This is a genomic window from Streptomyces sp. A0642 (genome assembly GCF_004795105.1).
Taxonomy (GTDB): domain Bacteria; phylum Actinomycetota; class Actinomycetes; order Streptomycetales; family Streptomycetaceae; genus Streptomyces.
Genome location: NZ_SSBL01000019.1, coordinates 1 through 23835, shown reverse-complemented (window position 1 = coordinate 23835; position 23835 = coordinate 1). Strand labels below are relative to the sequence as shown.

At 66.5% G+C, this 23835-nt stretch carries 19 protein-coding genes; 5 read left to right on the top strand and 14 right to left on the bottom strand.

Annotated features, from left to right (window positions below; all coding sequences use genetic code 11):
* Positions 1-25: 25 nt before the first annotated feature.
* From E6R60_RS26280 to E6R60_RS26255, 6 genes are all read right to left on the bottom strand, one after another.
* On the bottom strand, positions 26-325 hold the full coding sequence (locus E6R60_RS26280; protein ID WP_136329143.1) for a hypothetical protein: 300 nt from the start codon (positions 323-325) through the stop codon (positions 26-28).
* Positions 318-734, bottom strand: coding sequence for a hypothetical protein (locus E6R60_RS26275; protein WP_136329142.1), 417 nt, complete (start codon positions 732-734; stop codon positions 318-320). The genes E6R60_RS26280 and E6R60_RS26275 overlap by 8 nt, the downstream gene beginning before the upstream one ends.
* Positions 735-854: 120 nt before the next feature.
* Complete coding sequence (locus E6R60_RS26270; protein ID WP_136329141.1) at positions 855-1727, bottom strand: 5'-3' exonuclease H3TH domain-containing protein; 873 nt, start codon at positions 1725-1727, stop codon at positions 855-857.
* On the bottom strand, positions 1724-2185 hold the full coding sequence (locus E6R60_RS26265) for a hypothetical protein (protein ID WP_136329140.1): 462 nt from the start codon (positions 2183-2185) through the stop codon (positions 1724-1726). Before E6R60_RS26265 ends, E6R60_RS26270 begins: the two co-directional genes overlap by 4 nt.
* An 83-nt stretch (positions 2186-2268) precedes the next feature.
* Positions 2269-3009: a hypothetical protein gene (locus E6R60_RS26260; protein ID WP_136329139.1), complete on the bottom strand. Its 741-nt coding sequence runs from the start codon at positions 3007-3009 to the stop codon at positions 2269-2271.
* A 92-nt stretch (positions 3010-3101) separates the two neighbouring features.
* Positions 3102-5174: an ATP-dependent DNA helicase gene (locus tag E6R60_RS26255; RefSeq protein ID WP_136329138.1), complete on the bottom strand. Its 2073-nt coding sequence runs from the start codon at positions 5172-5174 to the stop codon at positions 3102-3104.
* Positions 5175-5835: 661 nt separating this feature from the next.
* Between E6R60_RS26255 and E6R60_RS26250 the strand changes: the two genes are divergently transcribed.
* The 3 genes from E6R60_RS26250 to E6R60_RS26240 all read left to right on the top strand — a co-directional run bounded on the left by E6R60_RS26250 (position 5836) and on the right by E6R60_RS26240 (position 7937).
* Entirely contained in the window at positions 5836-7101 is a 1266-nt protein-coding gene (locus E6R60_RS26250) for a helix-turn-helix domain-containing protein (protein WP_136329137.1), read from the top strand.
* Positions 7102-7183: 82 nt separating this feature from the next.
* Positions 7184-7420, top strand: coding sequence for a hypothetical protein (locus tag E6R60_RS26245; protein ID WP_136329136.1), 237 nt, complete (start codon positions 7184-7186; stop codon positions 7418-7420).
* A 166-nt stretch (positions 7421-7586) separates the two neighbouring features.
* Positions 7587-7937 (top strand): hypothetical protein, encoded by a 351-nt coding sequence (locus tag E6R60_RS26240; RefSeq protein ID WP_206309519.1) that lies wholly within the window; start codon positions 7587-7589, stop codon positions 7935-7937.
* Here E6R60_RS26240 and E6R60_RS26235 read toward each other — a convergent pair whose 3' ends face one another.
* The 8 genes from E6R60_RS26235 to E6R60_RS26200 all read right to left on the bottom strand — a co-directional run bounded on the left by E6R60_RS26235 (position 7938) and on the right by E6R60_RS26200 (position 21957).
* Positions 7938-9491 (bottom strand): DEAD/DEAH box helicase, encoded by a 1554-nt coding sequence (locus E6R60_RS26235; protein ID WP_168713675.1) that lies wholly within the window; start codon positions 9489-9491, stop codon positions 7938-7940.
* 85 nt (positions 9492-9576) lie between these two features.
* Complete coding sequence (locus E6R60_RS26230; protein WP_136329134.1) at positions 9577-11679, bottom strand: hypothetical protein; 2103 nt, start codon at positions 11677-11679, stop codon at positions 9577-9579.
* A gap of 9 nt (positions 11680-11688) precedes the next feature.
* A complete protein-coding gene (locus E6R60_RS26225) occupies positions 11689-13302 on the bottom strand; it encodes a hypothetical protein (RefSeq protein ID WP_136329133.1) in 1614 nt (537 codons plus the stop codon).
* Between the two features lie 67 nt (positions 13303-13369).
* On the bottom strand, positions 13370-14122 hold the full coding sequence (locus E6R60_RS26220) for a hypothetical protein (RefSeq protein WP_136329132.1): 753 nt from the start codon (positions 14120-14122) through the stop codon (positions 13370-13372).
* A 9-nt stretch (positions 14123-14131) separates the two neighbouring features.
* Positions 14132-18325 (bottom strand): poly-gamma-glutamate hydrolase family protein, encoded by a 4194-nt coding sequence (locus E6R60_RS26215; RefSeq protein WP_136329131.1) that lies wholly within the window; start codon positions 18323-18325, stop codon positions 14132-14134.
* 22 nt (positions 18326-18347) lie between these two features.
* Entirely contained in the window at positions 18348-19679 is a 1332-nt protein-coding gene (locus tag E6R60_RS26210; RefSeq protein WP_136329130.1) for a hypothetical protein, read from the bottom strand.
* On the bottom strand, positions 19679-21529 hold the full coding sequence (locus tag E6R60_RS26205) for a baseplate J/gp47 family protein (protein WP_136329129.1): 1851 nt from the start codon (positions 21527-21529) through the stop codon (positions 19679-19681). Before E6R60_RS26205 ends, E6R60_RS26210 begins: the two co-directional genes overlap by 1 nt.
* Positions 21529-21957, bottom strand: a complete 429-nt coding sequence (locus E6R60_RS26200) for a hypothetical protein (RefSeq protein WP_136329128.1) — start codon at positions 21955-21957, stop codon at positions 21529-21531. Before E6R60_RS26200 ends, E6R60_RS26205 begins: the two co-directional genes overlap by 1 nt.
* A gap of 118 nt (positions 21958-22075) precedes the next feature.
* Here E6R60_RS26200 and E6R60_RS26195 point away from each other — a divergent pair, with 118 nt between their 5' ends.
* On the top strand, positions 22076-22867 hold the full coding sequence (locus E6R60_RS26195) for a ParA family protein (RefSeq protein WP_168713674.1): 792 nt from the start codon (positions 22076-22078) through the stop codon (positions 22865-22867).
* Positions 22864-23793: a hypothetical protein gene (locus E6R60_RS26190; RefSeq protein WP_136329126.1), complete on the top strand. Its 930-nt coding sequence runs from the start codon at positions 22864-22866 to the stop codon at positions 23791-23793. The genes E6R60_RS26195 and E6R60_RS26190 overlap by 4 nt, the downstream gene beginning before the upstream one ends.
* Positions 23794-23835: the final 42 nt, after the last annotated feature.

The window sequence follows — 23835 nt, the reverse complement described above, 5'->3', positions numbered from 1 at the left end:
GCCCGTTGGCGGTCGGGCGTGAGAGTCAGATGTTGGTGCGGAGCGTTTCAGCGAAGGGGCTGGACTCCAGCTCGAACGCTTTGAGAATCTTGAAGCGCAGGATGTGCTTGTTCAGCAGTTCCTGCTCCCAGCGGTCCATCTCCCTGTGCCAGGCGTCACGGTTCTGGCCGATGTGGTTCTGTGCGCTGCAGCAGACGGTGAAGCCGCCGTGGCGGGGGCATTCGATCTCGGCTCGGGCCTCTGTGACGCAGAGGTAGGCGTCGGGGCAGCAGGTCGGATCTCCGACCGGCCGGAGCGTCTTGCTGAAGTCGAGGGTGTCAGGCACTGGTGAGTCTCTCTGCGATCGGCGCCGCAAAGTACTCGTCGGAGCCCTTGGTGAAGCGGGTGGCGGTGACGGGAGCGGAGCGCCAGTAGCCGTCCTGCTGCTCGAAGGCGAACCGGGCGATAGGTCCGGCGAGGGCGCCCCAGCGTTTGTGGAAGGACTGGAAGATCGCGGTGGTCTTGATCTCGTCGCCGGTGGGCTGGGGGCCGTGGCGTTCGGCGACGGAGCGCATGACGTAGTCGCGGAGCTGCCGCCAGGTCCAGTCGGTGGGCGTGTCCATGAGGTCTGTGGCGGCCGCCGAGTAGGACGGCATCGGGACCGGCTGGGTGGAGGGCATGGGCGGGATGGGCATCCGGACCGGCTGGACGGCGGTTTTGCCGTAGGCGGCGTCGGCGGAGAAGTTGAGCAGCATGCAGGAGCTCCAACCTGGCGGTGGCTGGGGCGGAACTGGCGGAGTTCCGCTGGTGAGGCCCCCTTGGCGGTGGGGCTCCTTGAAGCTATCCGGCCGGGTGTGGCAAGAGCAAGCGTTGGCCTACCAGAGTTGGCGGGAGGCCAGCTGCGCGCCGATCCGGCGCAGTCCGTGGTGCTCGCAGAAGGCATGGAGCTTGCGCCATGCGCTGTCGGGGCCGGGGACGGTGGGCATGAAGAAGGGGATGCGCTGGACTTGTGGCTGCATGCCGTTGGAGCGGAGGTCGACGAGTTGTTGGTAGACGGCGATCTCGGCCCGGTGATCCTGGATGCCTTGGTGGGTGACGGCGTCGAGGTCCCATCCGGCGGCCGCGAGGTGCTTGACGGCGGTTTTCATGCCGATGCGGGGGACGCCGGGAATGTTGTCGCTGGTGTCCCCCGCCAGGGACATCGCAACCGGCAGCTGCTCCGGGGTGCAGCCGTAGTGCTCGGTGACGCGGGCTGCGGTCCACCGGTCGGTGGGGGTGTCGGAGCTGGAGAGCCGGATCTGTCCGCAGGGCTGGCCCTTGGGGGTGTATCCGGTGAGCTGGAGCATGTCCTTGTCGTTGGACAGGATGATGAGGGGCCTGTCGGAGGCTCTCCAGTGTGCGGCAATGAGGTCGTCGGCCTCGTAGTCGGGGAGGCTCTGCTGGGGTATGCCTGCGAGGTCGAGGAACTCGGTGACGAGCTTGCGGGAGTGGCTGCGGTAGTCGTCGGTCGTCTGGGGGCGGTTGGCCTTGTACTCGGGGTAGATGCGGTTGCGCCAGCCGACGCCGGTGTCCCACAGGACGACGACCTGGCTGGGGGTCTCCTCGCGGATGTACCTGGAGAGGGTGGCGACGGTGGAGACGAGGGCGCTGGTGTCGACTCCGCCGGGGCTGTGCATGGCGACGCGGCGGGTGGCTTCGACGGCGCGGACGAGAACGTTGTTGCCGTCGATGAGGAGGGCGGGTCTCATGAGTGGTTGCTCTTCTCGGGGTCGAGGGATCCGACGCCGTACTGTCGGGCGACGGCGACAAGGATGTCGCTGGCCTGGCGGAGCTCGAATCCGTCGATCGCTCCTCGTTCGTTGAGGGCCCAGGCGAGCCGTTCGATGTCGGCAAGGGTCAGGCGGCGTTCAGTTCCCGTCCGGCCGGGAACCATGCGGAAGACCAGGGTGGTGTTGCCATATCGCAGGGGGGTCTTCTTGAGCTGGTACTTCAGCCAGTCGAGGTTCTTGCCCAGGATCCAGCGGCTGACCTCTCCGACCGGGAAGTGCGGGACGTAGAGCGTCTGGGTGGGATCGATGGGCTGGTACTTGGGGTCGGTCTCCTTCGCGAAGTCGTCGTCGTACAGGAGGTAGTCGCCGGTTCTCGGGTTGGCGGTCCGGTGGTCTGGTGGCTGGTCGATGATGATGGGCTCCATCGTCTGCGGCATGGGTTCTCCATATGCCTCTACCTCCGTCCGGGGGGCCGGGCGGAGGTAGAGGCTGTGCATATTGTGTGCGTGGAATGGGCTTACTACTTCACGGCGCGCAGGTTGATGGAGTTGGTTCCCCGCTTGAAGTCGCCGATGAGGTCGATCAGGCGCTTCCCGCGTGCGCGCTTGGTCTTCGTGAGGAGCATGGCGCTGAGCTTCTCTTCGTCGAAGACGCGGCCGGTGTTGGGGCGGGTGCAGGCGAGGTAGTCGGCGCGGCTGATCTCACCGTCGCGGTAGAGCACCTCCAGGCGGGCGGCGTTGAAGATGACCTTGTCGCCGGTACGCTCGCGGGTGAATTCCTGGGAGGATCCATCGATCGGCGCCTTCTCCGGGTTGCCGGGGGATGCGATGAGGTAGTGACCCTTGGCATCCTTGGGCGCGTTTTCGTCGACGATCTTGGCCTCCTCTGCGACGACATCGAAGTGGACGCTGAGCATTGCGTGGATTTCGTCCTTGCGGGCACCGAGCGCCTTGATCGACTGATCGATCATCATCTTTTCCGCTTCCAGCTTGGCCAGCTCGGACTTGAAGAGCTTGCGGCGGCTGGCCGGAGGCTTGACGCTTCCGAAGACCTTGGGCAGCTGGGAGACGGCGCGCATCAGGGTCTCGCCGAGACGCTCCGCGACCGGGACGGGCATCTTGGAGGAGGGCTGCGTCTCCGGAACGGGGATGGTGGCGAGCTCTGCAAGCAGGGAGCTCAGGCTGCCGTTGAGGTCACCCTGGAGACGGACGATGGCCTTGTCGACGTCGTAGACGGGGACGAGTGCGGCGGTAGCAGACATGGGTGTTCTCCTGCATTTTTGGCGGGTCTTGCCTTGGCGTGGAATCCACATTACCCGAAGTTGGGGAATCTCGCAGCGTTCCGCGAAACGGATTACGCGGCGGCAGGGATGGCGGCCTGGAGGTCGAAGAAGGTCTGCACGTCGGCGAAAGAGCTTCGAACCGGGGCGTCGGGCAGTGACCGGACGATGTTCTTTCCCCACCAGCTGTTGAGCCGGGAGTCCATGATGGCGACGACGCCGTAGTCGTTGACGCTGCGGATGAGGCGGCCGAATGCCTGCTGCAGGGTGAGGGTCATCTCGGGGATGGCCAGGTCGGCGAAGGAGTTGCCGCCCTGGGCTTCCAGGGCGTCGACCCGGGCTGCGTTGATCGGGTCGGTGGGGACGGCGAACGGCAGCTTGTCGATGACGACGAGGCGGCAGGTGCGGCCGGGGAAGTCGACGCCGACCATGAAGGACTTCAGGCCGAAGAGCACGGAGTCGACGTTGTCGCGGAAGCGTTCGGCGATCTGCTTGTTGGTGAGGTCGCCGCCCTGGATGTACGAGGTGATGCCGTTGGCGGCCAGGCGCGGGGCGAGGTTGCGGTGTGCGGTCTCCATGGACGTGCGGCTGGTGTAGAGCAGCATGGCTCCCCCACCGGCGGCGCGGATCAGTTCCATGGTGGCCTCGGGGACCCAGGTTGCCCAGGCTTCGCGGGTCGCCTTGTTGGGGGAAGGGCTGCTGGAGTCCGGTACGTAGAGCAGGGACTGCTTCGGGTAGTCGAAGGGGGTGCCGACGTCAAGTGTCTGGGCGCCTTCGAGGCCGAGGGTCCGGGCGATGTAGTCGAAGCGGTTGGGTCCGCTGCCCGCGCTCATGGTGGCGGACATGAGGACGGCCGGGACGGTGTCCCAGAGCTCCTCGCGCAGGTACGGGCCGACGTTGATCGGGGCGGTCTTGATGACCCATCGGGTCTGCTCGGGGGTGCGGGTGTTCGTCCGCTCCAGCGTGTAGGTCTCGGCCCAGCGGACGATTTCTGCCGGGTCGGCGAGCAGGATCTCCTTGAGCTCTGCAAGGAGGTTCTGCCCGACCTTGGCGAGGCGTTCCTTGGTGTCGCTCTGCTTCTTGTTCGATCCGTGCTCGATCCGCGTCTTCTGCACGAGTCGGGCGACCTCCTCCACCTCGCTGTAGATGCGGAGCAGAAGCTGGGCGTGCTCCTCGATGAAGGCCGAGTCGACGAGGAGGGTCTTCTCGCCGTCGAGGGCGGTGGTGATGATCTGGCCGAGCGAGTCAAGGTAGCCGAGGACTGCTGCCTGCTTGTCCGGCGCGGTGGTGCCGGTATCGCTGTGGAGCTCAATGAAGCTGGCGGCCTGGTCGAGGTAGGTGGTGATGCCGCCCTGGCGCAGTTCGAAGCCGAGGAAGCGGGTGGCGGTCTCCTGCAGTTCGTGGGCCTCGTCGATGATCAGGCCGTCGTACTGGTCGAGGAGGATGTGGGCACCCTCGCCGCTCTTGCTGCCCTCGCGGATCTGCCTGTTGAGCTTGACGTCGGTCATGACGATCGCCGTGTTCGTGATGACGATGTCGGCCTCCTTGGAGGCGGCCTTGTGGAGCATGCCGAAGCATTCGGCGGCCATCGCGCACTTCGACGCGCCGGGGCATTCGCTGGACGTGGAGGCCAGCAGGTTCCACTCCCCCGGCCGCAGCGGCGTCTTCACATCGTTGCGGTCGCCGGTGTGCGAACGCTGGCCGTTGTCGTCCGGGGCGATCTCCTCGCACAGTTCGCGGAGGTTCTCGACCCGGGGGCTCTCGCTGATCTTCGACAGGCACAGGAAGTTGCCGATGCCCTTGAGCGGGGCCCAGGTGAAGTGGACTCCGGCATCGCCGAGCTCCTTCTCCAGGAAGGGGAGGTCGTTCCCGGCGTACTGCGTGAGGAGCGCGTTGGTCGATGTCGCAACGACGTAGCGGCGCCTCTCGTCCGAGCTCGTCACGGCCAGGATGGCCGGGATCAGCGCGCCGAGGGACTTGCCGGTGCCGGTGCCTGCTTCCGCGAGAAGGTGCGTTCCGGTGCTGAAGGTCTGCTCGATTGCGGAGGCCAGTGCCTCCTGCTGGGGGCGGCGGCGGTAGCCCGGCAGGCGCTGGGCAAGGATGGTCTGGGCTGACGCGAACGTCGTTGGAGGTGTTGACGCGGGCATGAACGGGACCCCTTGGCGGTGGGTGAAGTCTTGGCGGTAGCTGGAGATTAGCCCGCTCGTCTGCCTGAAAGCTCGAAATGATCTTCACCAATTCCGGGCCTGAGGACACGCCGCTACGGGCCGCCGACCAGGCTCTTGAGGACACCGGCTCCCCAATCGGGGTCTCCATGCTGTTGAATGGCCTCGGGCCGGTACCCGCCACTCACGGTCCACCACCACACTGCCGGGCGCGTATGCGTGCCCGACCGCCAAGGGAGCTCGCATGGGTCGTAGACGAAAAAGCTGGAGGGGCGCCCGGAGTCTGATTCACTCCCTGACGCCCCTCGCCGCGTAAGCGGTAAGCCGACCCCGCTAAGGGGTCTCATCACCGGAAGTACGTCCGCCAAGACCGCTTCCAGTGGAGGAGTTCGATTGACCCGCCAGGGATCGAACCCCCAAGCAACGCGACCTACGGTCTGACCGTCACTTGCACGGTGGTCGGACCTTCCCTGAGAAAGAGGCACCAACTTCCGTGCTCGACCATTTTACGGGTCGCGGCCCCGTGCCGCACGCCACCTGTGACACAAATCTCGGCCATGTTTTCGGAACCACTGCTGTCTCCGAACACTCTGAACTGCACCCGCATCACTGGTTCCGGCGCTTCCCCGCTCTCTCTCAGCGCATGACCGCGCTGATGATCGAGGGTGACGAGGAACAGCGCTACGGAACCACCGACCGCAGCAGCAGTAAGCACAAGAAGTCCGACCACCGTCACGCCGTCACGGCTGCCGTGGCCACCGCGTGCGTCCGGTTCGGGTGGGGCCAGTCCCAGTTCGTGGAAGCGATGCTCGACACGCCCGCGAAGGCCGGGAACAACGCCCGGAACATGGTCCACCGCAAGGGCCGTCAGCACGGCGTCACTTACCTCGAACGCGTCTGGGAACGCGCCCAGGACCTCGTCGGCGACACTCGCATCATCGCCTCCCGGCCCGACGCCCACTTCGATCTTCTCGCCCTGCGCGACCGCATCGCCTCCGCACACTGGAAAGGCACCGCTGGCTCCAGCGCCATGCGGGTGATGATGGCCCACTGGCACGCCGCCTACCGCGCCGGAGGCCGCAAGTACACGCTCTCCCACCGCGAGGCCGCAGAGATCGCCGGATGCACCGCGCGCACCGCTTACCTCTGTGCAACGAAGCGTCTGCCCCGCTGGTTGCAGTGCACGGAGGTCGGATCCGGTGACAAGGGCTCGACCTGGATCCTGCTGGACGGCCCTTCTCAGCAACGACCCACCTCCATGGGGGCGCAGCCTGAGGGGGGCACATCGAGTGTGTCAGAGCTGAGAAACGGTGAGCTGGACGGTGCTGTCGTTGGCCGCCTCATGGGCCTTGACGCGTTCGCCCACCGAGGTCTGGGCTCGTCCTCCCTGAAGCTCGTGGCCGCTCTGCATCTGCGTGACCAGCAGTCCGTGTCCGAGCTGATCGAGGCCGCCACGGTCAGCCAGGCCACGGCCTACCGGCACCTCAACCGCCTTGCAGAGCACGGCCTGGCCTTCTGCATCAACGGCATCTGGGAACTCACTCAGACGACCCGTGCGGCCCTCCAGGGGGTCTGGGAAGGCTGGGACCAGGTGGCGGCCGAGGTCGGCACGTACGGAACGTCCTGGCGCCGTCAGCAGCGTCACCAGGACGAGCGCGCGGTGTGGCGCGGCATGGTCATTCCCCGGATGCGGGAGCGTCGCGCGTCCAACGTCATTCCGATCCGTGGGGACGAGGTCAAGCCCGGCTACGTCGTGGACGGCATGGTCGTCGACCCGATGACCGGCGAGATCATCGACGGGCTGGTGGTCGCCGACGACGGCCGGTTCATGCTCCTCGATGACGATTTGGACTACGACGAGCTCACCCGCCGGGCTCGCGAGTCGCAGATGATGTACCTGGCCGCCTGACCTTGGCAGCAGGTTGACAGTAGCCCTGTTTTCCCAGGTCAGGGTCCTATTTCTTACCTGTCAGCAGGTGGAGGACACCATCATGAGCATCATCTTCGGTGAACCGTGGGACGCGCCGGTGTGCGAGGAAGCCGACGTAGCCGGAACACCCGTGGGTACGCCCTGCCTTGGTTGCTCCGTACCCATTCAGGTGGGCGATCAGGGGCTCCTCATCCCTCTCGCCACGATCGAGGGCCAGGCCAGCCTGCAACCCTGGCATCGGATGTGCTTCCTGCGCAGTGTTGTTGGCCCTGCCCTACTGCCTCTTGTCCACGAATAGCGGTGATGACCTGGGCTTTCTCAGGGATGACACATTCAAGTGCCCCCCTCAGGCTGCGCCCCCATGGAGGTGGGTCGTTGCTGAGAAAGTGCCGAAGAGTCAGATCCGGTCCAGGGATACGCGATGATGAGTCCCTTCACATCTCGCACACATCCCAGGGGGGATCATGCGTATTCGCACGATGCTGGCTTCGTTCACCGGGGCCGGACTGCTGTTCACGCTCACTGCCTGCGGCGGGGGCGACGGGAAGCCGCTCGACCAGAGCGCAGCGATCATGTGCGAGAAGTTCGTCAAGGAGCGCCTGAAGTCGCCGGGCAGCGCCGACTTCTCCGGGGTCACGGAAACCAAGATCACTCCCACGACCGAGAAGGCTCCCTGGACGTACCTGGTCAACGGGTACGTCGACAGCCAGAACTCGTTCGGAGCGTCGGTGCGCAACGACTACCGCTGCCTGATCAAGACGTCGGACGACAAGACGTGGACCCTGGTGCAGGACCTCAAGCTCACCCAGCACTGATCACCGAAGAACGAGCGCGCTCCGGCGCTGAGCAGCACCAACGTGGCCGACCGCACCTGTGTCTCCCAGGAAGCGGTCGGCCATCTCGTTGCGCTGCAGCATGGTTTCGACGATGCGGTCCTCGACGGTGCGCTCCAGGACCAGGGTGGTGCAGGTGATCGAGGGCGCGGTGGACGTGATCCGGTCGATCCGGCCGAGGCGCTGTGTCCTGGTCTCGTAGGTCAGGGCGGATTCGTACTCGACCAGGTAGGTGGCCTCGGGCAGGTTGATGCCGTCCTTGCCCGCGTCCGAGGAGAGGAACACGCAGGCGTCGGTGTCCGTACGGAAGTTGCGGCGGGCCTGTTCGCGCTCCGGCCCGGTCATCTCGCCGGTGTAGAGGTAGCTGCGGATGCCCTCCTTGAGCAGGGCCTGGGCCAGCAGCGGCAGGACGGACGGGCCGAACTGGCTGAAGACGACGACCTTGTCGCCCTGGCCGTGGACGATCGGTGAAATGTACGCGACGAGCTCTTCGGTCTTCGCCGACGGCACCGACCGCAGGTAGTCCTCCCCGAGCCGGGCGAGGAGCTGGCGCGCGATCTGAGACTCTCCGTGGAGCGCGGAGTGAATCAGGGCCGCCGGGTGGCCCGCGATCTGCCGCAGGGCCGTGTAGAGCCCCGGGACGGGGTCTTCCTGGTCGTCCTGCAGCGCGGCAACCGCGTTGTAGAGGTCGGCCTGCTCCTTGCGCATAGCGACCTTGCGGAACTCCTCGATCCGGGCCGGGAACATGTCGCGCACGTCCGGGTCCGTTTTCCGCTTGCGCCACATGTGCGGCCGGGCCAGCGCGACGAACCGGTCGACACCGTCATCGTCGTAGCGCGGCCGCCCGAAGTCGTCACGGCTCTTGATCACCGCGCGGTCGAACTCGGTGATCGACGGCATGGCGGCCGGGACGAGGAGACGCAGGAGGTTGAAGCCGTCCTCCCAGGAGCTGCTGAGAGGCGTTGCGGTGAGCCCAATGACCCTCAGGTCCGGCTGGGCCCTGCGGAGCTGCTGGAGGGCGTACTGGTGCGCCTTGTACATGCGGCTGGAGCGGTTGCGGAGCTTGTCGGAGATCTCGTCGTAGACCACGAGCACGCGACGGCCGTCGGCCTGAGCACCTGTCAGCGCGGTGAGCAGAGGTCCGGCCGACGGCGCCTGGGCGCGCTTGCCCGGCGGGACGGCGAAGTGCGCAAGGTCTGCCCGGAGAGTCTCGAACGTGGAGATGAGGACGTGCGGGAGTCCGTCGGCAGCGAGCCGCCGAAGCCGGGTGGGACCGTGGTGGATCCGATGGGGCAGTGGCGTGAAGGCGGCGATGTCCTCAGCCCATTCGGTCGTCTTGTTCTGCTTGCACACCAGGAGTACCAGGTCCTCAGCGCCGTCCTCTGCCAGCAAAGCTGACATGGCCATGGCAATAACAGACTTGCCGATGCCGGTGTCTGCCACCAGGAGGCCCGACCGCTTCTCGTAAGCGAAAGCCGTTCCCTCCTGCTGGCATGGGAAGAGGCCGTGAGGGCTACTGAAGAGCGGCTGGCGCATGCCGTTCACCGTAGGTGCGACCGACACGGAGGCCGAGGGAGAGATTTTTTCACCTTCTGACATTGAAATGGTGACCCATTGATCCTCAGGGGTGGCGAGAGACGGAAGCGTGGGGAACGCCTTCCCAGCTGGATCCCGCCATGGTTCCGTCCGTGTAGGTATGCAACGTCTCGCTCTGTTCCACCATCATCGAGTCCGCGTACCAGATTCCCCCGGGGGTGGTGCACCTGAAGCTGAGACCCACCCGGGCGCAGACGAACCCCTCCGGCACGACGGTGCTCCCCGAGACGAGAAGCCACCCGTTGGAATCCGGCACACCGAGCGGCAGCAGCTCCTTGAAGTCCAGGGTGGTGACCATGTCCTCGGTGCGCCAGACGATCAGGCCACGGTTCATCACCGTGCCGGGTGCGAGCTTGATGCGCACACTGACCTGAACTCGGTTCCCCGCCGTGACCGGTTCGATCGTCCAGGCCGTGCCACCGAGGTCGTTGGCAACGTTCGCGACGTGCTGGATGCTGGATCCACCTGACGCGTACTCGCTGGTGACCCGCGACCGGACGAGGCTGGTGGCCGACGCTCCGAAGAGCTGCGTGTTGGAGAGGTCGACAGTCATGCTGGGGTTCAGAGCCAGGTTCCTGATCGGCCACTGCCGTACGATCACGCGACCGATCTGCGGGGTCCCAGCCTGCGCATTCAGATCGATTCGGAACTGCACATACCTCATGCCTGCCGGTACGGCGCGCCCGTTTGCGGCCCATGTCTGATGCCAGTCGGCCGCCGTCGCCTGGAGAGGCTGCCACGCAAGGGGTACTGGGGTCCACGTCACGTTGTCAGGAGAGACGAACGCAGTAATTTCGGCCTCGTGGGTGGGAGGGTTCGGTGCCGGAAGCAAGACGAACGCCCGGAACGTGAAGTCCCGGATGTCGGTGGTCATCCTGTACGTGAAGGTCCCAAGGCCGGTGGCGTTCCGCTTGGCCCGGCTCAGGTCTCCTGCCTTGGACCCGTCAGTGTCCCCGGTCTCCAGGACCATGTTCGCGCTGTGCGCGGACGTCTTCGTCCAGTCGTTCAGTTCATCGTCGACCGCGCTGTCCATGATCTTGACCAGCCCGAGCCGGTCGAGCGCGGCCGACAGCGAGAGAAGCGCAGACCGCCCTGGGGCGGCGGCCGGGATCGTGTTCGTCGTGAGCATCGGCTGGCCGGTTCCTGCAGCGTTCCCGAAGAAACCCAGAGCGCTCACAGGCCCCGCCATCACAGCGCTGTCCGCCGGAGCGGCGAAATTGCCCGACGCGGTCAGGGCGTTGAGCAGAGCGACGTAGTTCTGGGACGGCAGCCAGCTGAGGTTGGGCAGCGTTCCCTTCCCGATGACGACAGGCCCGGCTGTGCCATCCGTCAGCCGCAGGGAATCCTTCAGGCGGATGCTGTCCAAAGCGACTGCGGTCGTCGCGGCCCCGGCCACCACGGCTCCTGCTGCACCCGCCGTCGCGCTGGCACCACTGCCGAGGGCAACCTGGTTGGCTTTCCCCGTGATGGTGCCCGGTCCCACAGCCACGGTGTCCGTGCTGGCGCTGGAGCTGGCACCGATGGCCACAGCCTGATCCGAAGAGGTGGCACGGCCGATGAGGGTGGCATCGACTCCGTTGGGCAGACCGGCTGACCCGAGCATGCTGGCACGCTCGCCCTGGATGCCTCCGGCGCGCACGCCGAGCCACGTCTGCTGCGGGTAGATGTCGTCGTAGTCCGTCGTTCCGATGGACGTCGAACTCGGAGCGTCACCCCTGTGCCGGTGCGTAAGCAGCCCGTCCAGGAGCTGCCAGTTCGCCGTGCCGCCCGGCGAGACGGCCAGGACCGCAAGCCCATCGAGGCCGTCGGTGGAACCAAGGTGCAACGGGGCATGAGTCCGCATCACTGCGGAAGGTGCCGGAGCGATGTCCACCCCGGCGCGAGTAAACGTCGCACCTCCGGGGAGAGACGCCTGCAGGGTCACCTGCAGCGGCCGGTCCGTCCAGACGTTCACGACAGCTGGATCGATCAGCAACGGCCAGCGCTGCGGAGCCCCACCGTACGGCTCAAGGTAGACCGGCTCGTCGATCGGCCGGTCAGTGCTTGGGTCGGTCAGCGTGATTTCCGCGTACTCGTACGGCGCACCGGACGAGTCGACCAGCGGCAGGTACAGGTGGCAGCGCTCCATCGAATACCCCTACGGCGTGGTGTTGTTGGTGATGAGGCCGAGCGAGGCCAGCCCTGTGATGAGACTTCGCAGGGCCAGGACGCCTCCGTCGGCCCCGGATACCACCGGCTTGGCCCCTCCGGTGGATCCGAAGAACCCGAGCGTCGAGGAAGCGCTGCTGCCCAGAGTCACCGCAGACAGGGTGCGCAGTGTGTTGGCCACAACCACGGTCCGCTGAGGCTGGGTCGGGTCGCCGAGCATGATCTGATCCGGTGCGGACGTTGCTGCACCATTCCCGATCGCCACCGAGTTCGTGTGGGCCGCCGCGACGATTGCGTTGTTGCCGATGGCCAGGCTCCCCGAGCTCAGCGCCTGAGCGCCGCTGCCCACCGCGACGGCGTTCACTCCCTCAGGACCGACGTACGAGGACGCTCCGATTGCGGTGCCGGAACTTCCGTACGTCTTTGCGCCCTTCCCGATCGCCGCGCCGTTCGCCGAGTCGACGTAGGCATCTCTGCCGATCGCCGTCCAGCCGGTGTTCGTCGGTGATCCGGAGGTGTGCGAGCCCACGGCGACGCTGTTGGCCGAAGGGGCCGACGCCTGCGAGCCGACCGCGAGGGCGTCAACACCGTTGGCCGTGCTCTGATAACCGAAGGCGGCCGAGTTCGTGCCGGATGCGACGGCTTCGGTTCCGACCGCGATGGCGCCAGCGCCGGTGGCCACGCTGCTCGTCCCCAGACGGACGGATCCCGTGCCCTCACCCGCGTGCGTGTGCTCGGGAACCAGCCCGCCGTACGAGATCCGGACGTCCGTCATCCACATCTCGTGCCCTGTGCTGCCCGAGAAGACGGCCGCCCCAGTGAACTCGACCTTGAACGACTGGTAGGTTCCCGCCGCAAGCGGGAACCGGTAGAAGCCCCACTTCCTGCTCGTAGTCAGCGTCTGCAGCACGTTTCGGGTGCCGTCGAGTGCCACCGCGACGAAGACGATCTTCTCCGTGCTGATGATGCCGCTGCGCATCCACAAGGACACGTAGCCTGATTCGAGCAGGGTGAAGCCGGGAGAGGCGACGATGAGGCTTCCAGCGTTGCCGGTATGCACCGAGTGCACAGACACAGCGAGGCCCTGCCCGTCCGGCACCGACGTATTGTAGTCCCGCGTGGTCGTGGCCGCCTGTGTGAACGACCAGCCTGCCGGATCCGTCGCGCGGGAGAACGATTCGCGAACGACCGTGACCTGCGGCGTGAGGCCCAGGGACGTGGGCGCCGTGGCCCACACCGCCTCGCCCCTCTTGTCCCCAGCTGTCAGGACATAACCAGGAGTCTGCTCTCCTGTGACCAACAGCGGCAGATCCGTACGCGCCGTCTCCTCGGGCGGAGGCGCCGCATCCAGGTAGACGAGGATGTCGGAGTGGAGCTGGCTCTGGACGAGTACCGAAACCCGCTGCGGCTCGTCCAACCAGAAGTCGATCACACCGTTCGAGGTGGTGTAGGGGTTCTGCAGCTGCTCGCTTCCGGTCGGTCCGGCGTACAGAGGCTGGCTCAGCTTGACCGACAAACCAGCCTCACGCACCAGAACCCGCGCCCCGTACAGCAGGTCGCCGTTCTCTCCAGTGATCGGCCGCATTACGTGTGCTCGGGCCACCGCTCTCCTCCTCCAGTCACCCCTTCAGGTCGAGCGGACAGGCCCTCACAGCAACGCGGCGGCCGACTTAGCCCGGCGGGGTCGGGTAGTCGGCGAGCTGCTGGGTGTACAGCAGGCCGTCGTTGGTGACCTTGACGATGAAGGGCGTGCCGTTGGGGCTGTGCAGCACAGCGGTCCCGGGCACCTCAACCAGGTCGTCTTCAGTGCCTACCGCGACCTGGTTCGGCCGGGTCGTCTCCGCTCCAGCGCCGATCGCCGTGCTGTGGTCGTACGAGGAGCGAGCCGCGTCCCCCAGAGCGATGGCCTGAGCTCCGTCCGCGACCGAGGAACCGCCAATGGCGAGTGCACCGACCTGGGAAGCGGCGGCCTGAGCTCCCATCGAGATGCCACCATCGGCGGAGGCCGCCGCCTGTCGCCCGATAGCGATCGACAAGGGGGCCGCCGCCGACGCCCCTGTGCCCAGCGCAGTGGCCCCGTTCCCGGCGGACGAAGACCCGGTACCGACCTGGGTGGAGTCGGCGCCCAGCCCCTGGTGCGTGGAGTCGGCGGCAACGGCGAGGACATCGACGTCGTCCCAGAATTCCTCGACGCCGCCCGCAACGGTGATTCCGATCTGGACCCTGGACGGGCTGTCGAGGTAGAAGTCGATCTCGCCGTTGACCGTGGTCCAGGGGTTGGCCCGGGTGAGACCGCCCGTGGTCTGAGCGTAGATGGTTTCGGCGATCAGCTCCGTACTCTGCGGGGCGAGGAGCCGGATGGAGGCCGTGTCGATCTGGTTGCCCATACGATCGGCGATCGGGCGGTTGAAGTGGGCGCGCACGAGAGGCTCCTATCGGTTGACGACGAACGCGTTGGGCAGGACGTGCTGGTCCGCCGACGGCGGATTACCCTCGTCCGTTCCGACGGCCACGGCCTCAGGCAGCGTGATCGACGGCAGAGGCTCCGTCTTCGGCGTGTTCTGCTGGGCCCACTGACGAGACGCCAGCCACCACTCCTGCGGAATGGGGTGCTGCCATCCCTGGAACAGCGGATCGGCATCCACCGGCGGGTAGTAGTCGGCCAGGGACGTCGCCGCCCCCGACGCCTGCAGCGTGTCGAGATACGGCACAGCGCCCGACAGCGTGGAGTACCAGGGCCGCAGGACCATGGAGGAGACGGACAGGTTGGGCGCGTAGCCGGTCACACGCCAGCGAAGCTGAGTCCCACCAGTTCGGTCAGCGGGCGGGAGGTCAGGGAAGAGGAACGCGCCACGCGGGTTGTTCCGGATGCCGACCATCTCGTGCCAGGACACTCCGCCGTCCCGGGACACCTCCCAGATCAGCGGGTCGTTGAAGATCGCCAGACTGTCGACCATCCACCGCCCCGTCCCCGCGTCACCTTCCTGCGTGATGCGGACGCGGACGTCATGAACATCGTCGATGTCCCAGTCCTGCGCGATCTCCCCCCACGACCCGAGGGCCTCCATCTGGGACCAGGTCAGAGTTCCACCCGCGCTCACGGCGTCCCACGTCGGCCGCCCTGTCGGCGCCGTCGTGCGCACGGTCGCATCCGCGTACCACTCCACGACCTGCGCCGCGTTGATGGACTGCACCGACTCGGCCAGGATCCGCCCGTTCCCGTTGACGAGCTGCAACCTCAGAGGCTGAGCCAGCGGCCCCTCCGTGTAGACCCGCGCCGCCGCGTACAGGCGCCCGCCCGGCGCCGGAGTGACCGGCCGCAGAGACTCGATACCGCCGTTGCTGGCGGCGCTCGTCGAGTTCTCGACCTCCCACCACAGCGGCCGGTTGGGCAGCGGGTTGGAGTCCTCGAAGTCACCCCAGGTCGGGTACTGAGACTCCAGAGCCCCCCAAGAGGACACCGCATGGCCGCGTACCACCTCGGCCATCCTGCCGATCGTGGCCGCGTACTCCGAGGAAGACGTGACCGTCGCGTCACCGACAGGCCGCCAGAAGTGCAGGCTCGGGTCGTCGAAGTCGGGGTCGGCCACCAGCTGCTGGGGATCCGACGCCTGTGCGGCGAACTGCACCGCCAGCACCCTGCGCTTGGACACGAACGTCTTCGACGTGATCCGGGAACCCGTCCACGGCGGCGGTTGTGTCGTCACCATGGCCCGGCCCGAATGAGTCCACCCGCCCGGCTCGTCGCCCGTGTACCCGGACAGGAACGCCGTGTCGTGGAACAGCTCGACGTACTGCTCGGTATCCCGCTCGGCCACCGGATCCGCCAGGTAGACGAGGACCTCGCTGAGCGCGACGGTGTACCCGAGCTTGGAGTCCATCGCCAGGTGCGCCACGTGATAGCGATGCACCCCGGTGCTCGTGAACCGGGGCGCCCGCGTCGAGGGCAACGGCATATACGGGAACCGCTGCCCCGACCGCCGCAGCACCTGTGCCTCCAGCGGGTCAGGCGCGTACAACGACTCCGTCGGCAGGTACGGAGCCGGGCTGGCCGGGCTCGTAGAAATCCGGTTCGCGTCGATGTACTGGTAGACCGCCCCCTGCTCCGTGGCCACCCGGGCCCCGGTCGGCGCGGCGCCCGAGGCATCCGCCCCCGACGAGGCCGTGGTGCTGTCGCCAGCCCGCCCGGAGTCGGCCGGGAACAGATTCGTAGCAACGACAGGGGTGGTGGCCGACGGCGTCAGCAGGATCGGAGAGAGGTTGGTGAACTCCATCTTCAGGTGCCGGGCCTTCACCGGCCGGAACTTCATTAGCCCCTTCCGCAGGGTGAAGTCCCCGCTGATCGGCGTCCATACGACGTTGGCGTGCGCCACTGCCGGGCCGCCGATCAGCCCCCAGGGGCAGACAGAATCCGTGCCGCTGGTGATGAGCGTGGTGTCCAGCCGCAGGATCGCGCTGGCGCTCGTGTGCGTGGCCGGGTCGATCCCGAGGCCCGGCGTGAGCGCGTAGCCATGCGGATCCTCCCAATGCCCCTCGATCGTGTCGACGTCGGAAGCCCGCCCCACAGCCAGGAACAGCGCCCGTATCCGGATCGCACCACCCTCGCCCTGCAGCGGACCACCGAGCCGGATCGTGTCAGGAGGCAACTGGTCCTGCACATGCACGTTCTGGGCCACACGGCTCTCGGCCGGGGTGCGGACAGTCAAGGACTCGCCGTCGTAGGCAACCGCCAGCGGCAGCTGGGCATTGACTCCGAAGTTGAACGGCTCCAGGACCGCCTCGCGCTCACCGAGCCGGACAATGATCGAACCTGCCTGGATGGAGACGGTCAGTGCACCGCTGTCAATCACGGTCAACCGGGTCGTGTCGGCCGAGTCAACCTGGGGGTGGACCAGCATGGACAGCAGGAAAGGCTGCCCTGGATCGAACTGGATTGCCCGGTTGTCGACGTCGAGGTACGCCCGTGCACCCTCGAAGAGGAGCCCCTCACTGTCGGCCACCGGAAGCTCCGATGCCGCCCGCACCAAGGGCAGCGACAGCGCCATATCGGCGGCGGCGAACCGGTCAGGGAGAGCCGTCTCCTCGGAGTAGTAGAGGTTGACCCGAGGGCCGGACGTCAACGGGTCCACATACAGCCGGTCAATGACCTGAGGCTGGCCGCTGGACGTCCGCAGATCCAGGTACAAGCTGACCACGGCATTCGGTACCGGCTGCGGAGCGCACCGCCATACCCCCTTTGCCGGAGGCACCAAGCTGTCGGCGCGGTTCGTCCGCAGCACGTACTCGATCTGCGAGCCCAGAAGATCCGTAGACCCGGCGATCGGGACGCTGTGCTCCCTGTCGGCCTGCGGCAACCACGGCAGGTCGCCGAGCGACGCTGCACGATAGGAAACCATCGCGTCCTTGACGCCCAGCGAGTAGGGCACAGGCTGGCCGTCGATACCGCGCGGCGCCGAACCCGACGGCAGGCGCGTCATCACGATGCGGAACCGGGACGCCGTAACCGGCGCGACGTCCACCATCTGCTGCATCCAGTGACCCGCCCCAAAGTGCTGCGGATGAGCCTTCAGATCGCTGGGGACCCCCGTCGGAATGATCGCAGGCAGCGAGTCCATCACGCTGATCTGGACCGGCGTGCCCGTTCCCGCCTGGTGCAGGGGATGCCACACCCCGTCACGGTCACGCCACTGAAGCCAGGCCCGCTGAGGGAAGCGCGCCAGCGCGAACGAGAGCCTGTTGACCGGCCGGTCCGAGGCAAGAGAGAACTCGAACACCTCCCGCAGTCGGTCACCGTTGTCACGCGGCGGGCTTGACCAGAACCGCTCACCACTGCGACTGACGCCTTGCCCCGTTGACTTCATCCGCAGCGCGGTTTTGACCGCGTCCATCGGCATGCCGCCGACAGTCAACGGCGCGAGTGCCGGGATTCCGAAGTCGCCGGACGCGGAACCAACACCCTGGACCGGGCGGGCCACGTTGCCTCGCCCCACGGAGCCGATCGCCTTGCCTGGCACATCCAGTCCGTTGAGGGCCTTCTGGACGGCCGCCATGTACGCGTAGAACAGAGACGTACGTGTACCGCTGTCCCGGCCGACCCGGCTGAAATCCTCGAAGAACGACTGCCGCAGTGCCAGGGTCAGATGCAGCTGGACACCCTTGGACCGGGCGCCCTCGTTGCAGATGTTGACCGTACTGTCGCCCGACAGGGAAGGGTCGGCCACGGCCACGGTGAATCCGGCCGCGTCCAGGGCGCTCTGAACCCGGGCCCGCGTCTCGGTGTCCAGACCTCCCACGTACGTGATGGGGTCGGTGCCAGCCGTACCCAGCCAGGACAGGACGAAGTCGCTGCTGGCCACGATGGCCACAGCCTGCGGCTCGTCGAAGGTCAGCGGTCCCAGGCTGAGCACGTCGTTCCCGCTGCTCAGCATCCCGTCGAACGCGTAGTACCGGCTGGCCGAAGCCGCCAAGTAGTCGGCGACCTCCTGCGTCCCGGGTTCGATGTCGCCGCCATGGATTGCGATGTGCGCCAGACGGGAGCCAGGCGGCGTCCGCAAGAGCAGCCGGTAGTCCACACCGATCTGACGAGCTGCGGCCAGCGCCGCATAGTTCGGATAGGTGTCAGCCATGAACGAATCCCCTTCGCTGACGTCAGTCGGTGGTCAGGACAGTCCGGCGGTCGCCGCTGTACGGATTGGCGACGAGGACGCCGTCAGAGCCCGCGCGCGCCGACTGCGCCAGCATCGGATCCATGGACCCGAGCGATGCCCCGTACAAGGTGGAGGTGCCATCACGCCACACAATGACCTGGTCAAGCTGGTCGTTGACCAGGTCATTGACCGGTCCAGGCTCGGTGAAATCGACGTCGTCGGTCGGCATGGACGCATAGGACCGGCACGTCGGCATCTGGGAGTCGTACGACCACTCGTCTCCGATCCGCGTTACCAGCGGCGGCCGGGGAAGGATGCGCGCATCGCCCTGGGCAACACCCTCCCGCTCCTGAGAGACCGACAACGGATACAAGGTTGACCCCTGAGGAATCTGCCCAGGAGTCACCCGGCTGGCGATCTCCCAGTGCTCGCTGTCCGCGCGCACCGCAGAGATAGCTCTCGGCAGGAGCGCAGAGGACCCCTGCGTGTCGAGAGTGAGGAGGATGTGGGCAGGCCGCAGGCGCTCCAGAACCCGCACCAGCGCCCATTCATCGCTGGTGCGCTGAGCCCGGCCCTCCACTGTGGACGGGTAGTCACGGTTCACCCGCACCAGCAGCTCGCTGCGAGTCAGGCTCCCCGACCGGCCGAAGAACGCGCCGCCCTCCAGCGCCCCCCAGATCTGTCCCTCGTACTCACTCCACAGCCCACCCTCCATCCACCCCCAGGTGTGACCGGCCTCCTCCGGATCCTCCACGGCGTCCAGCAGAGCCCACGACTCGAAGACATCCACCTCGCAGCCCGTGATCGCCTCCGCTGCCGCCTTGAGTCCAGGGACCGTCCCGCCCTGGGCGATTGACTGAGCAAGGGCAGTCATCCTGTCCCGGAAAGAGGAGTCAGCAGACTCAATTGACTCCCACTCCGCAGCGGTTGCTGTGGCCGTCTCCATCGGGTTGAGCGGAAGCTGCTCCGCATCGTTCCGGGTGGCACCGAACAACGCTCCGTAGAACCGGTCAAGGTCAAAGAATCTCGCGCCAGAAGCAGACAACGACTGGAGCTGAGAGAGCAGCAGCCGCTTCCGGAGCTGCCCCACACCCGCATCACCCAGCAGCGCCTGCATCAGCCGCACCAGGTGCGACGTCGGCCGCAGGTCGTAGACCTCTTCGGGAAAATGCCGCAGCTGCTCCATCACCGACGTGTCGGCAACGAGCATGCCCGTGCCAGAGGCCAGCGACGTAGACTGAGGCACCGTGATGTCGGCCTGCAGCGGCATCAGGCCGCCCGGGATGACGCCCCCGCTGTAGATGCTCTCGCCCTGATGGATCCCGTCAGCCATCAGAGCACCCCGAAGGAGTTGCGGGCCAGCGTCTTGAAGACCACCGCGCCCAGGACCGGTAGCTCGTCGTCCCTGAAGTAGATGTCCTGGGCGCGGCCGGACGCCGCCTCGACGTACGAACTCAGCGCAGCCGAGTCCGGCGCCGAATTCGGTGCGATCTGCTGCACCCCGACGATCGAGGCATTCGGGTTGGCTGAGCTGTAGCCGACCACGTCGCCACCGTGCAGCAGCCGAACGTTGTCCACGCCCGGAACCTGGTGGATGACGGCCAGCACATCCGAGATCTGGACGTTCGAGTTGAAGCCCATCCGGTTCAGGTAGTCACTCAACGACGTTCGGATCGCGTCCTGGACCGAGTTGACCGAGCCCGTTGACGAGGCCGTGTACATCACGCCCAGACTGAACCGGAGCCACCGCTGTTTCGCCTGGTGGACTTGAGCGTCAATGCCGACCAGGCGCCAGCGGTTGACTGCGTCCTGGACCGACGCGGGAACCTCGTTGAACGTGTAGTCCCCGGCGTTGCCCACGCTGAACGTCGAGCCGTCGGCAGGCAGGTATGTCCGGTGCCACTCCAGCCCGAAACGGCTTGTGGGCGTCCAGCCGTCGACCGTGTCCTCGTGGACGATCTGGTAGGCGTAGGTGATGCCGCCCGAGACCGTCCCGAGAGGGTTCGTCTTGCTGGCCAGCCCGTATGTCACCGATCCGATGGTCAGCGTGGCAGGCACCGTGAGGATGGGGCCGAACGGAAGCGGCACGAAGACGTTGAGCGCCTCCGGCCGCGTCTGGTCAGCCCGCAGCCAGTGGCCAGTGAACAGATCGATCGTAGAGACCGTCTGCCACTTCTTGGCTTGCCGGAACACGAGGCTCGCCTGCGCCGCCTGCGTACGCGTACCTCCGGTGAAGACGTCGACCCGGTTCGTAATGCCGTTCACCGGCTGATTCCGCGACACCGTCGGCAGGTACTGGTAGTCCACGGTCAGGAGCTCGCCCGGCGCCGGGAAGGACCCCGACAGTTTGACGACCTTCGGCGGGTTCGTCGGAACCCAGGTGTAGTCGTAGTCCTTCACCAGCGGGGAACCGTCCGCCTTCGCTACCTGCACCGGCGCGGAGTAGATGAACTGGGCGTCGGTGATCTGCGTGACCACGTCACCACTGACCGGGACTTGGAGGATCTCCGACCGAGTACGCGTCGACCCGACCACCGAGGCCGCGTAGCAGTCGGTGTCGTCCAGGGCGACCCCCAGGTACATCTGCTCCGTTCCGGCGAGAGACCGAAAGGCCGTCCGCTTCCAACGCTCGCGAAGCTCGGTGTCGGTCTCGCGCGACGTTCCGCCGGTCAACGCGGCCGTGTTGACCACCGTATTGACCCCCTGGATCGGGGACGTGATCTGCGTCGCCATACCGGCGCCCAGGTTCCCTTCCGGGCCCGCCACAACCGCCTGCACCGCCACGGTCACCGACGCGGTCCCGGGCATCATTGTCCCGCCGGTGACCGTCTGAACCACGATCGCGGAGTCCGTTGACGACACAATCTCCGTGCCCACGGGGATGAAGACGCTCGGGCTCAGATCGCCGGTCCGGCTGAACGTCACCCGGCCGATTGACCGACGCGCCGGGATGCGCGCGATGCCGAAGAGCTGCGTGAACGCGTCGAGGTCCGCGTCCGTCTTACTGTCGATGTCGTAGGCGTAGGAGAGCAGGTGGTTCTCGACGTACGCATCGGCCAGGCTCCCGCCGACCGCGTCCAGGATCTTGCGGAGCGGCGTCCCGATCGACGTGTCGAGCTCCGGCTCTGACACCATCAGCGCATCACGCATCTGGGTGACGATGTCCTCGCGGGAAACGCCCATTACAGGTCCACCGTCCTCAGGATCTTGATGGTGGCCCCGGACTCGGTGCGCACCGCGACCGTCACCTTCAGCACGTCGTACGCGATGTCCGTGGTGATCGACTGAATCTGCTTCACGACGTCCTGATGGCTGTAGCGCGACCGGGACCCCGACAACGCGTCGGCCGCGATGCTCGCCTGCTGGGCACCTACGTACTGCTGCATCACCCGCACCACCTCCGAACGCACCAGCAGCTCCAGCTCGGCGGTCAAGGGCTCACCGATGTAGGAGCTCAGGACCGATCCGTACTCCGGGTGGTACGAGTCGTGCCCGTACGGCTCAGCCAGCGCGAGCGCCAGGTCCTGGCGGATACGCGGCGCACCGGTCAGCAGCCGGTAGCCGCCCTCCGCCAGCGCCAGGTCCCCGCCCACGAGCGCGAGAGTCTTCACAGCCCCACCTCCTCGCCCCTTCAAGGACGCCACGGAGGAGCGAGACATGAGGGGGTGCCCCTGCGGCACGAGATCTTGCGGCAAGATGAGGACCGACATCCCGCCTAGGAGTGAAAAAATGTCCAACTGGCGACACAAACCGCGCACGGATCGAGAGCTGAACCAGCTCGTCGCACCCGTCAACCAGGTCATCCGGTGGCTCAAGACCCGCAGAGGCTTCATCATCGGAGTCGGCATCCTGAAGGGTGGCACTGGAAAGAGCACCACCTCGCTCTACCTCGCCCTCTACTGCGCCCTGGTGCTGAACCTCGACGTAGCGATCGTCGACACCGACGACAACTCACAGTCCCTCTCTCGCTGGTACGCCATGCACCTGGCGATGGGTGACAAGATCCCCTTCACCCTGATCGAGCACCCCACCAAGGGCAAGGACGCCATCCCCCTGAAGAAGCGTCTGAAGTCCATCCGGGGGCAGTACGACGTCGTCATCGTCGACCTCGGCGGAGGCGACAAGGAGACCTTCATCGACCTGTGCGAGAAGGCGCGCCTACTGTTCATGCCCAGCGCCCCGTCGGGCTGGGAGACGGACCGAATCCAGGCGACTCTGCAAACCGCTGCCAGCGCCGCACGGATCAACCTGGACGGACTCGACGTCTACAACTTCTTCGTTAAGTGCGACTTCGGTTCCACCCTGGCTGAGGAGGAACGCGAGGCCATGGCCCTCGACCTCAGCGAAGAAGACGAGGACTTCATCCAGCCCCCGTTCCTCCACCCCTACTTCGACATCAGCAAGGCGCCCCACCACATCAGGTCCTGGAACGCCATCCCCAAGAGGGGTGACCTGGAGGAGTGGGGCCTCCTGATCCGCCACGCCATGAAGGGCATCATCGAGGAGGACGAAGCCGCATGAGCACCCCCAGCACCACCAGCGACGTCGATCCCGCCCCGCGACGCCCCGCCAAATTCGGCGGCAGGGGAGCTAAGGCCGCAGCCGCCCGGAAGGCGGGGGCATCAGCAGGAAAGCCCGTCGCCCGGCGCGGCGAGGACGAGGAGCTGACCGAGGCCGCCACGGCTGCAGCCAGCACTCCGGCCGAGCCTCCCCAGGTGCCGCATCAGGCCGACCAGGCCCCCGACCGCTCCAGGGAACCTCTTGAAGGAACCGTCTACCCTGCCGAGTCGACGAACCCCTTCGAGTACGTGGCAGCACCGGAAGGCGCCAGCGATCTGCAACACCTGGCACACGCAGAGCGTCAACTCCGCAAGGTCGGAGACGCCGCAGGCGAAGCGTTCGCCTCGGTCGAGTACACCTACTGGGCTCTCACGGGACGCTGGCTCTCGGAGGTCCAGGAGAAGGGCAGCTACAAAGCGGGTGGCCACAAGTCGGTCGAGAAGTTCGCCAAGGCTGTCGGCATCGAGCGGCACACCTACTACCGCGCGATCCGGCATCACGTCGTTTACACGGCGCTCGACGGTCTGATCGAAAAGCCCCTGGCGCAGCTGGTGGTCGAGCAGCTCTACTCGCTAGGCAAGGACGACCCGAAGCTCCTTCGGGAGAAGTACACCGAGATGGCTGCCGAGGGGCCAGTGACCGTCTCGGCTGTTCGCAGTCTGCGCCGCCTCTTGGATGCCAGCGCCGCTGCCGCACAGGCGCCGAAGGCCATCGGTGCGCGCCAGCCCCGTCCTGTCGCTGATCGCCTGAAGGAGGCGCGTGCCGCCGGGAAGATCGACCTGGGCCTCCTAAAGGAGCTGGCCGAGTTCGACAAGGACTCGGCCAGGGACTACGTCAAGGACCTGAAGGAGAGGCTGGCCGAGGCGGAGACCTTGCTCAACGACTGAGGCTGAAAACTGTGACATGCATGTCACAGTTCTAAGGCCGGG

Bases quoted from the DNA above. Each gene is read 5' to 3' on its own strand.
- E6R60_RS26250 (WP_136329137.1), top strand. From the start codon at position 5,836: ATGACCGCGCTGATGATCGAGGGTGACGAGGAACAGCGCTACGGAACC.
- E6R60_RS26230 (WP_136329134.1), bottom strand. From the start codon at position 11,679: ATGGAGCGCTGCCACCTGTACCTGCCGCTGGTCGACTCGTCCGGTGCG.
- E6R60_RS26210 (WP_136329130.1), bottom strand. From the start codon at position 19,679: ATGGCTGACGGGATCCATCAGGGCGAGAGCATCTACAGCGGGGGCGTC.
- E6R60_RS26265 (WP_136329140.1), bottom strand. From the start codon at position 2,185: ATGCCGCAGACGATGGAGCCCATCATCATCGACCAGCCACCAGACCAC.
- E6R60_RS26205 (WP_136329129.1), bottom strand. From the start codon at position 21,529: ATGGGCGTTTCCCGCGAGGACATCGTCACCCAGATGCGTGATGCGCTG.
- E6R60_RS26215 (WP_136329131.1), bottom strand. From the start codon at position 18,325: ATGGCTGACACCTATCCGAACTATGCGGCGCTGGCCGCAGCTCGTCAG.
- E6R60_RS26270 (WP_136329141.1), bottom strand. From the start codon at position 1,727: ATGAGACCCGCCCTCCTCATCGACGGCAACAACGTTCTCGTCCGCGCC.
- E6R60_RS26235 (WP_168713675.1), bottom strand. From the start codon at position 9,491: ATGCGCCAGCCGCTCTTCAGTAGCCCTCACGGCCTCTTCCCATGCCAG.
- E6R60_RS26190 (WP_136329126.1), top strand. From the start codon at position 22,864: ATGAGCACCCCCAGCACCACCAGCGACGTCGATCCCGCCCCGCGACGC.
- E6R60_RS26245 (WP_136329136.1), top strand. From the start codon at position 7,184: ATGAGCATCATCTTCGGTGAACCGTGGGACGCGCCGGTGTGCGAGGAA.
- E6R60_RS26255 (WP_136329138.1), bottom strand. From the start codon at position 5,174: ATGCCCGCGTCAACACCTCCAACGACGTTCGCGTCAGCCCAGACCATC.
- E6R60_RS26260 (WP_136329139.1), bottom strand. From the start codon at position 3,009: ATGTCTGCTACCGCCGCACTCGTCCCCGTCTACGACGTCGACAAGGCC.
- E6R60_RS26240 (WP_206309519.1), top strand. From the start codon at position 7,587: ATGCGTATTCGCACGATGCTGGCTTCGTTCACCGGGGCCGGACTGCTG.
- E6R60_RS26275 (WP_136329142.1), bottom strand. From the start codon at position 734: ATGCTGCTCAACTTCTCCGCCGACGCCGCCTACGGCAAAACCGCCGTC.
- E6R60_RS26195 (WP_168713674.1), top strand. From the start codon at position 22,076: ATGTCCAACTGGCGACACAAACCGCGCACGGATCGAGAGCTGAACCAG.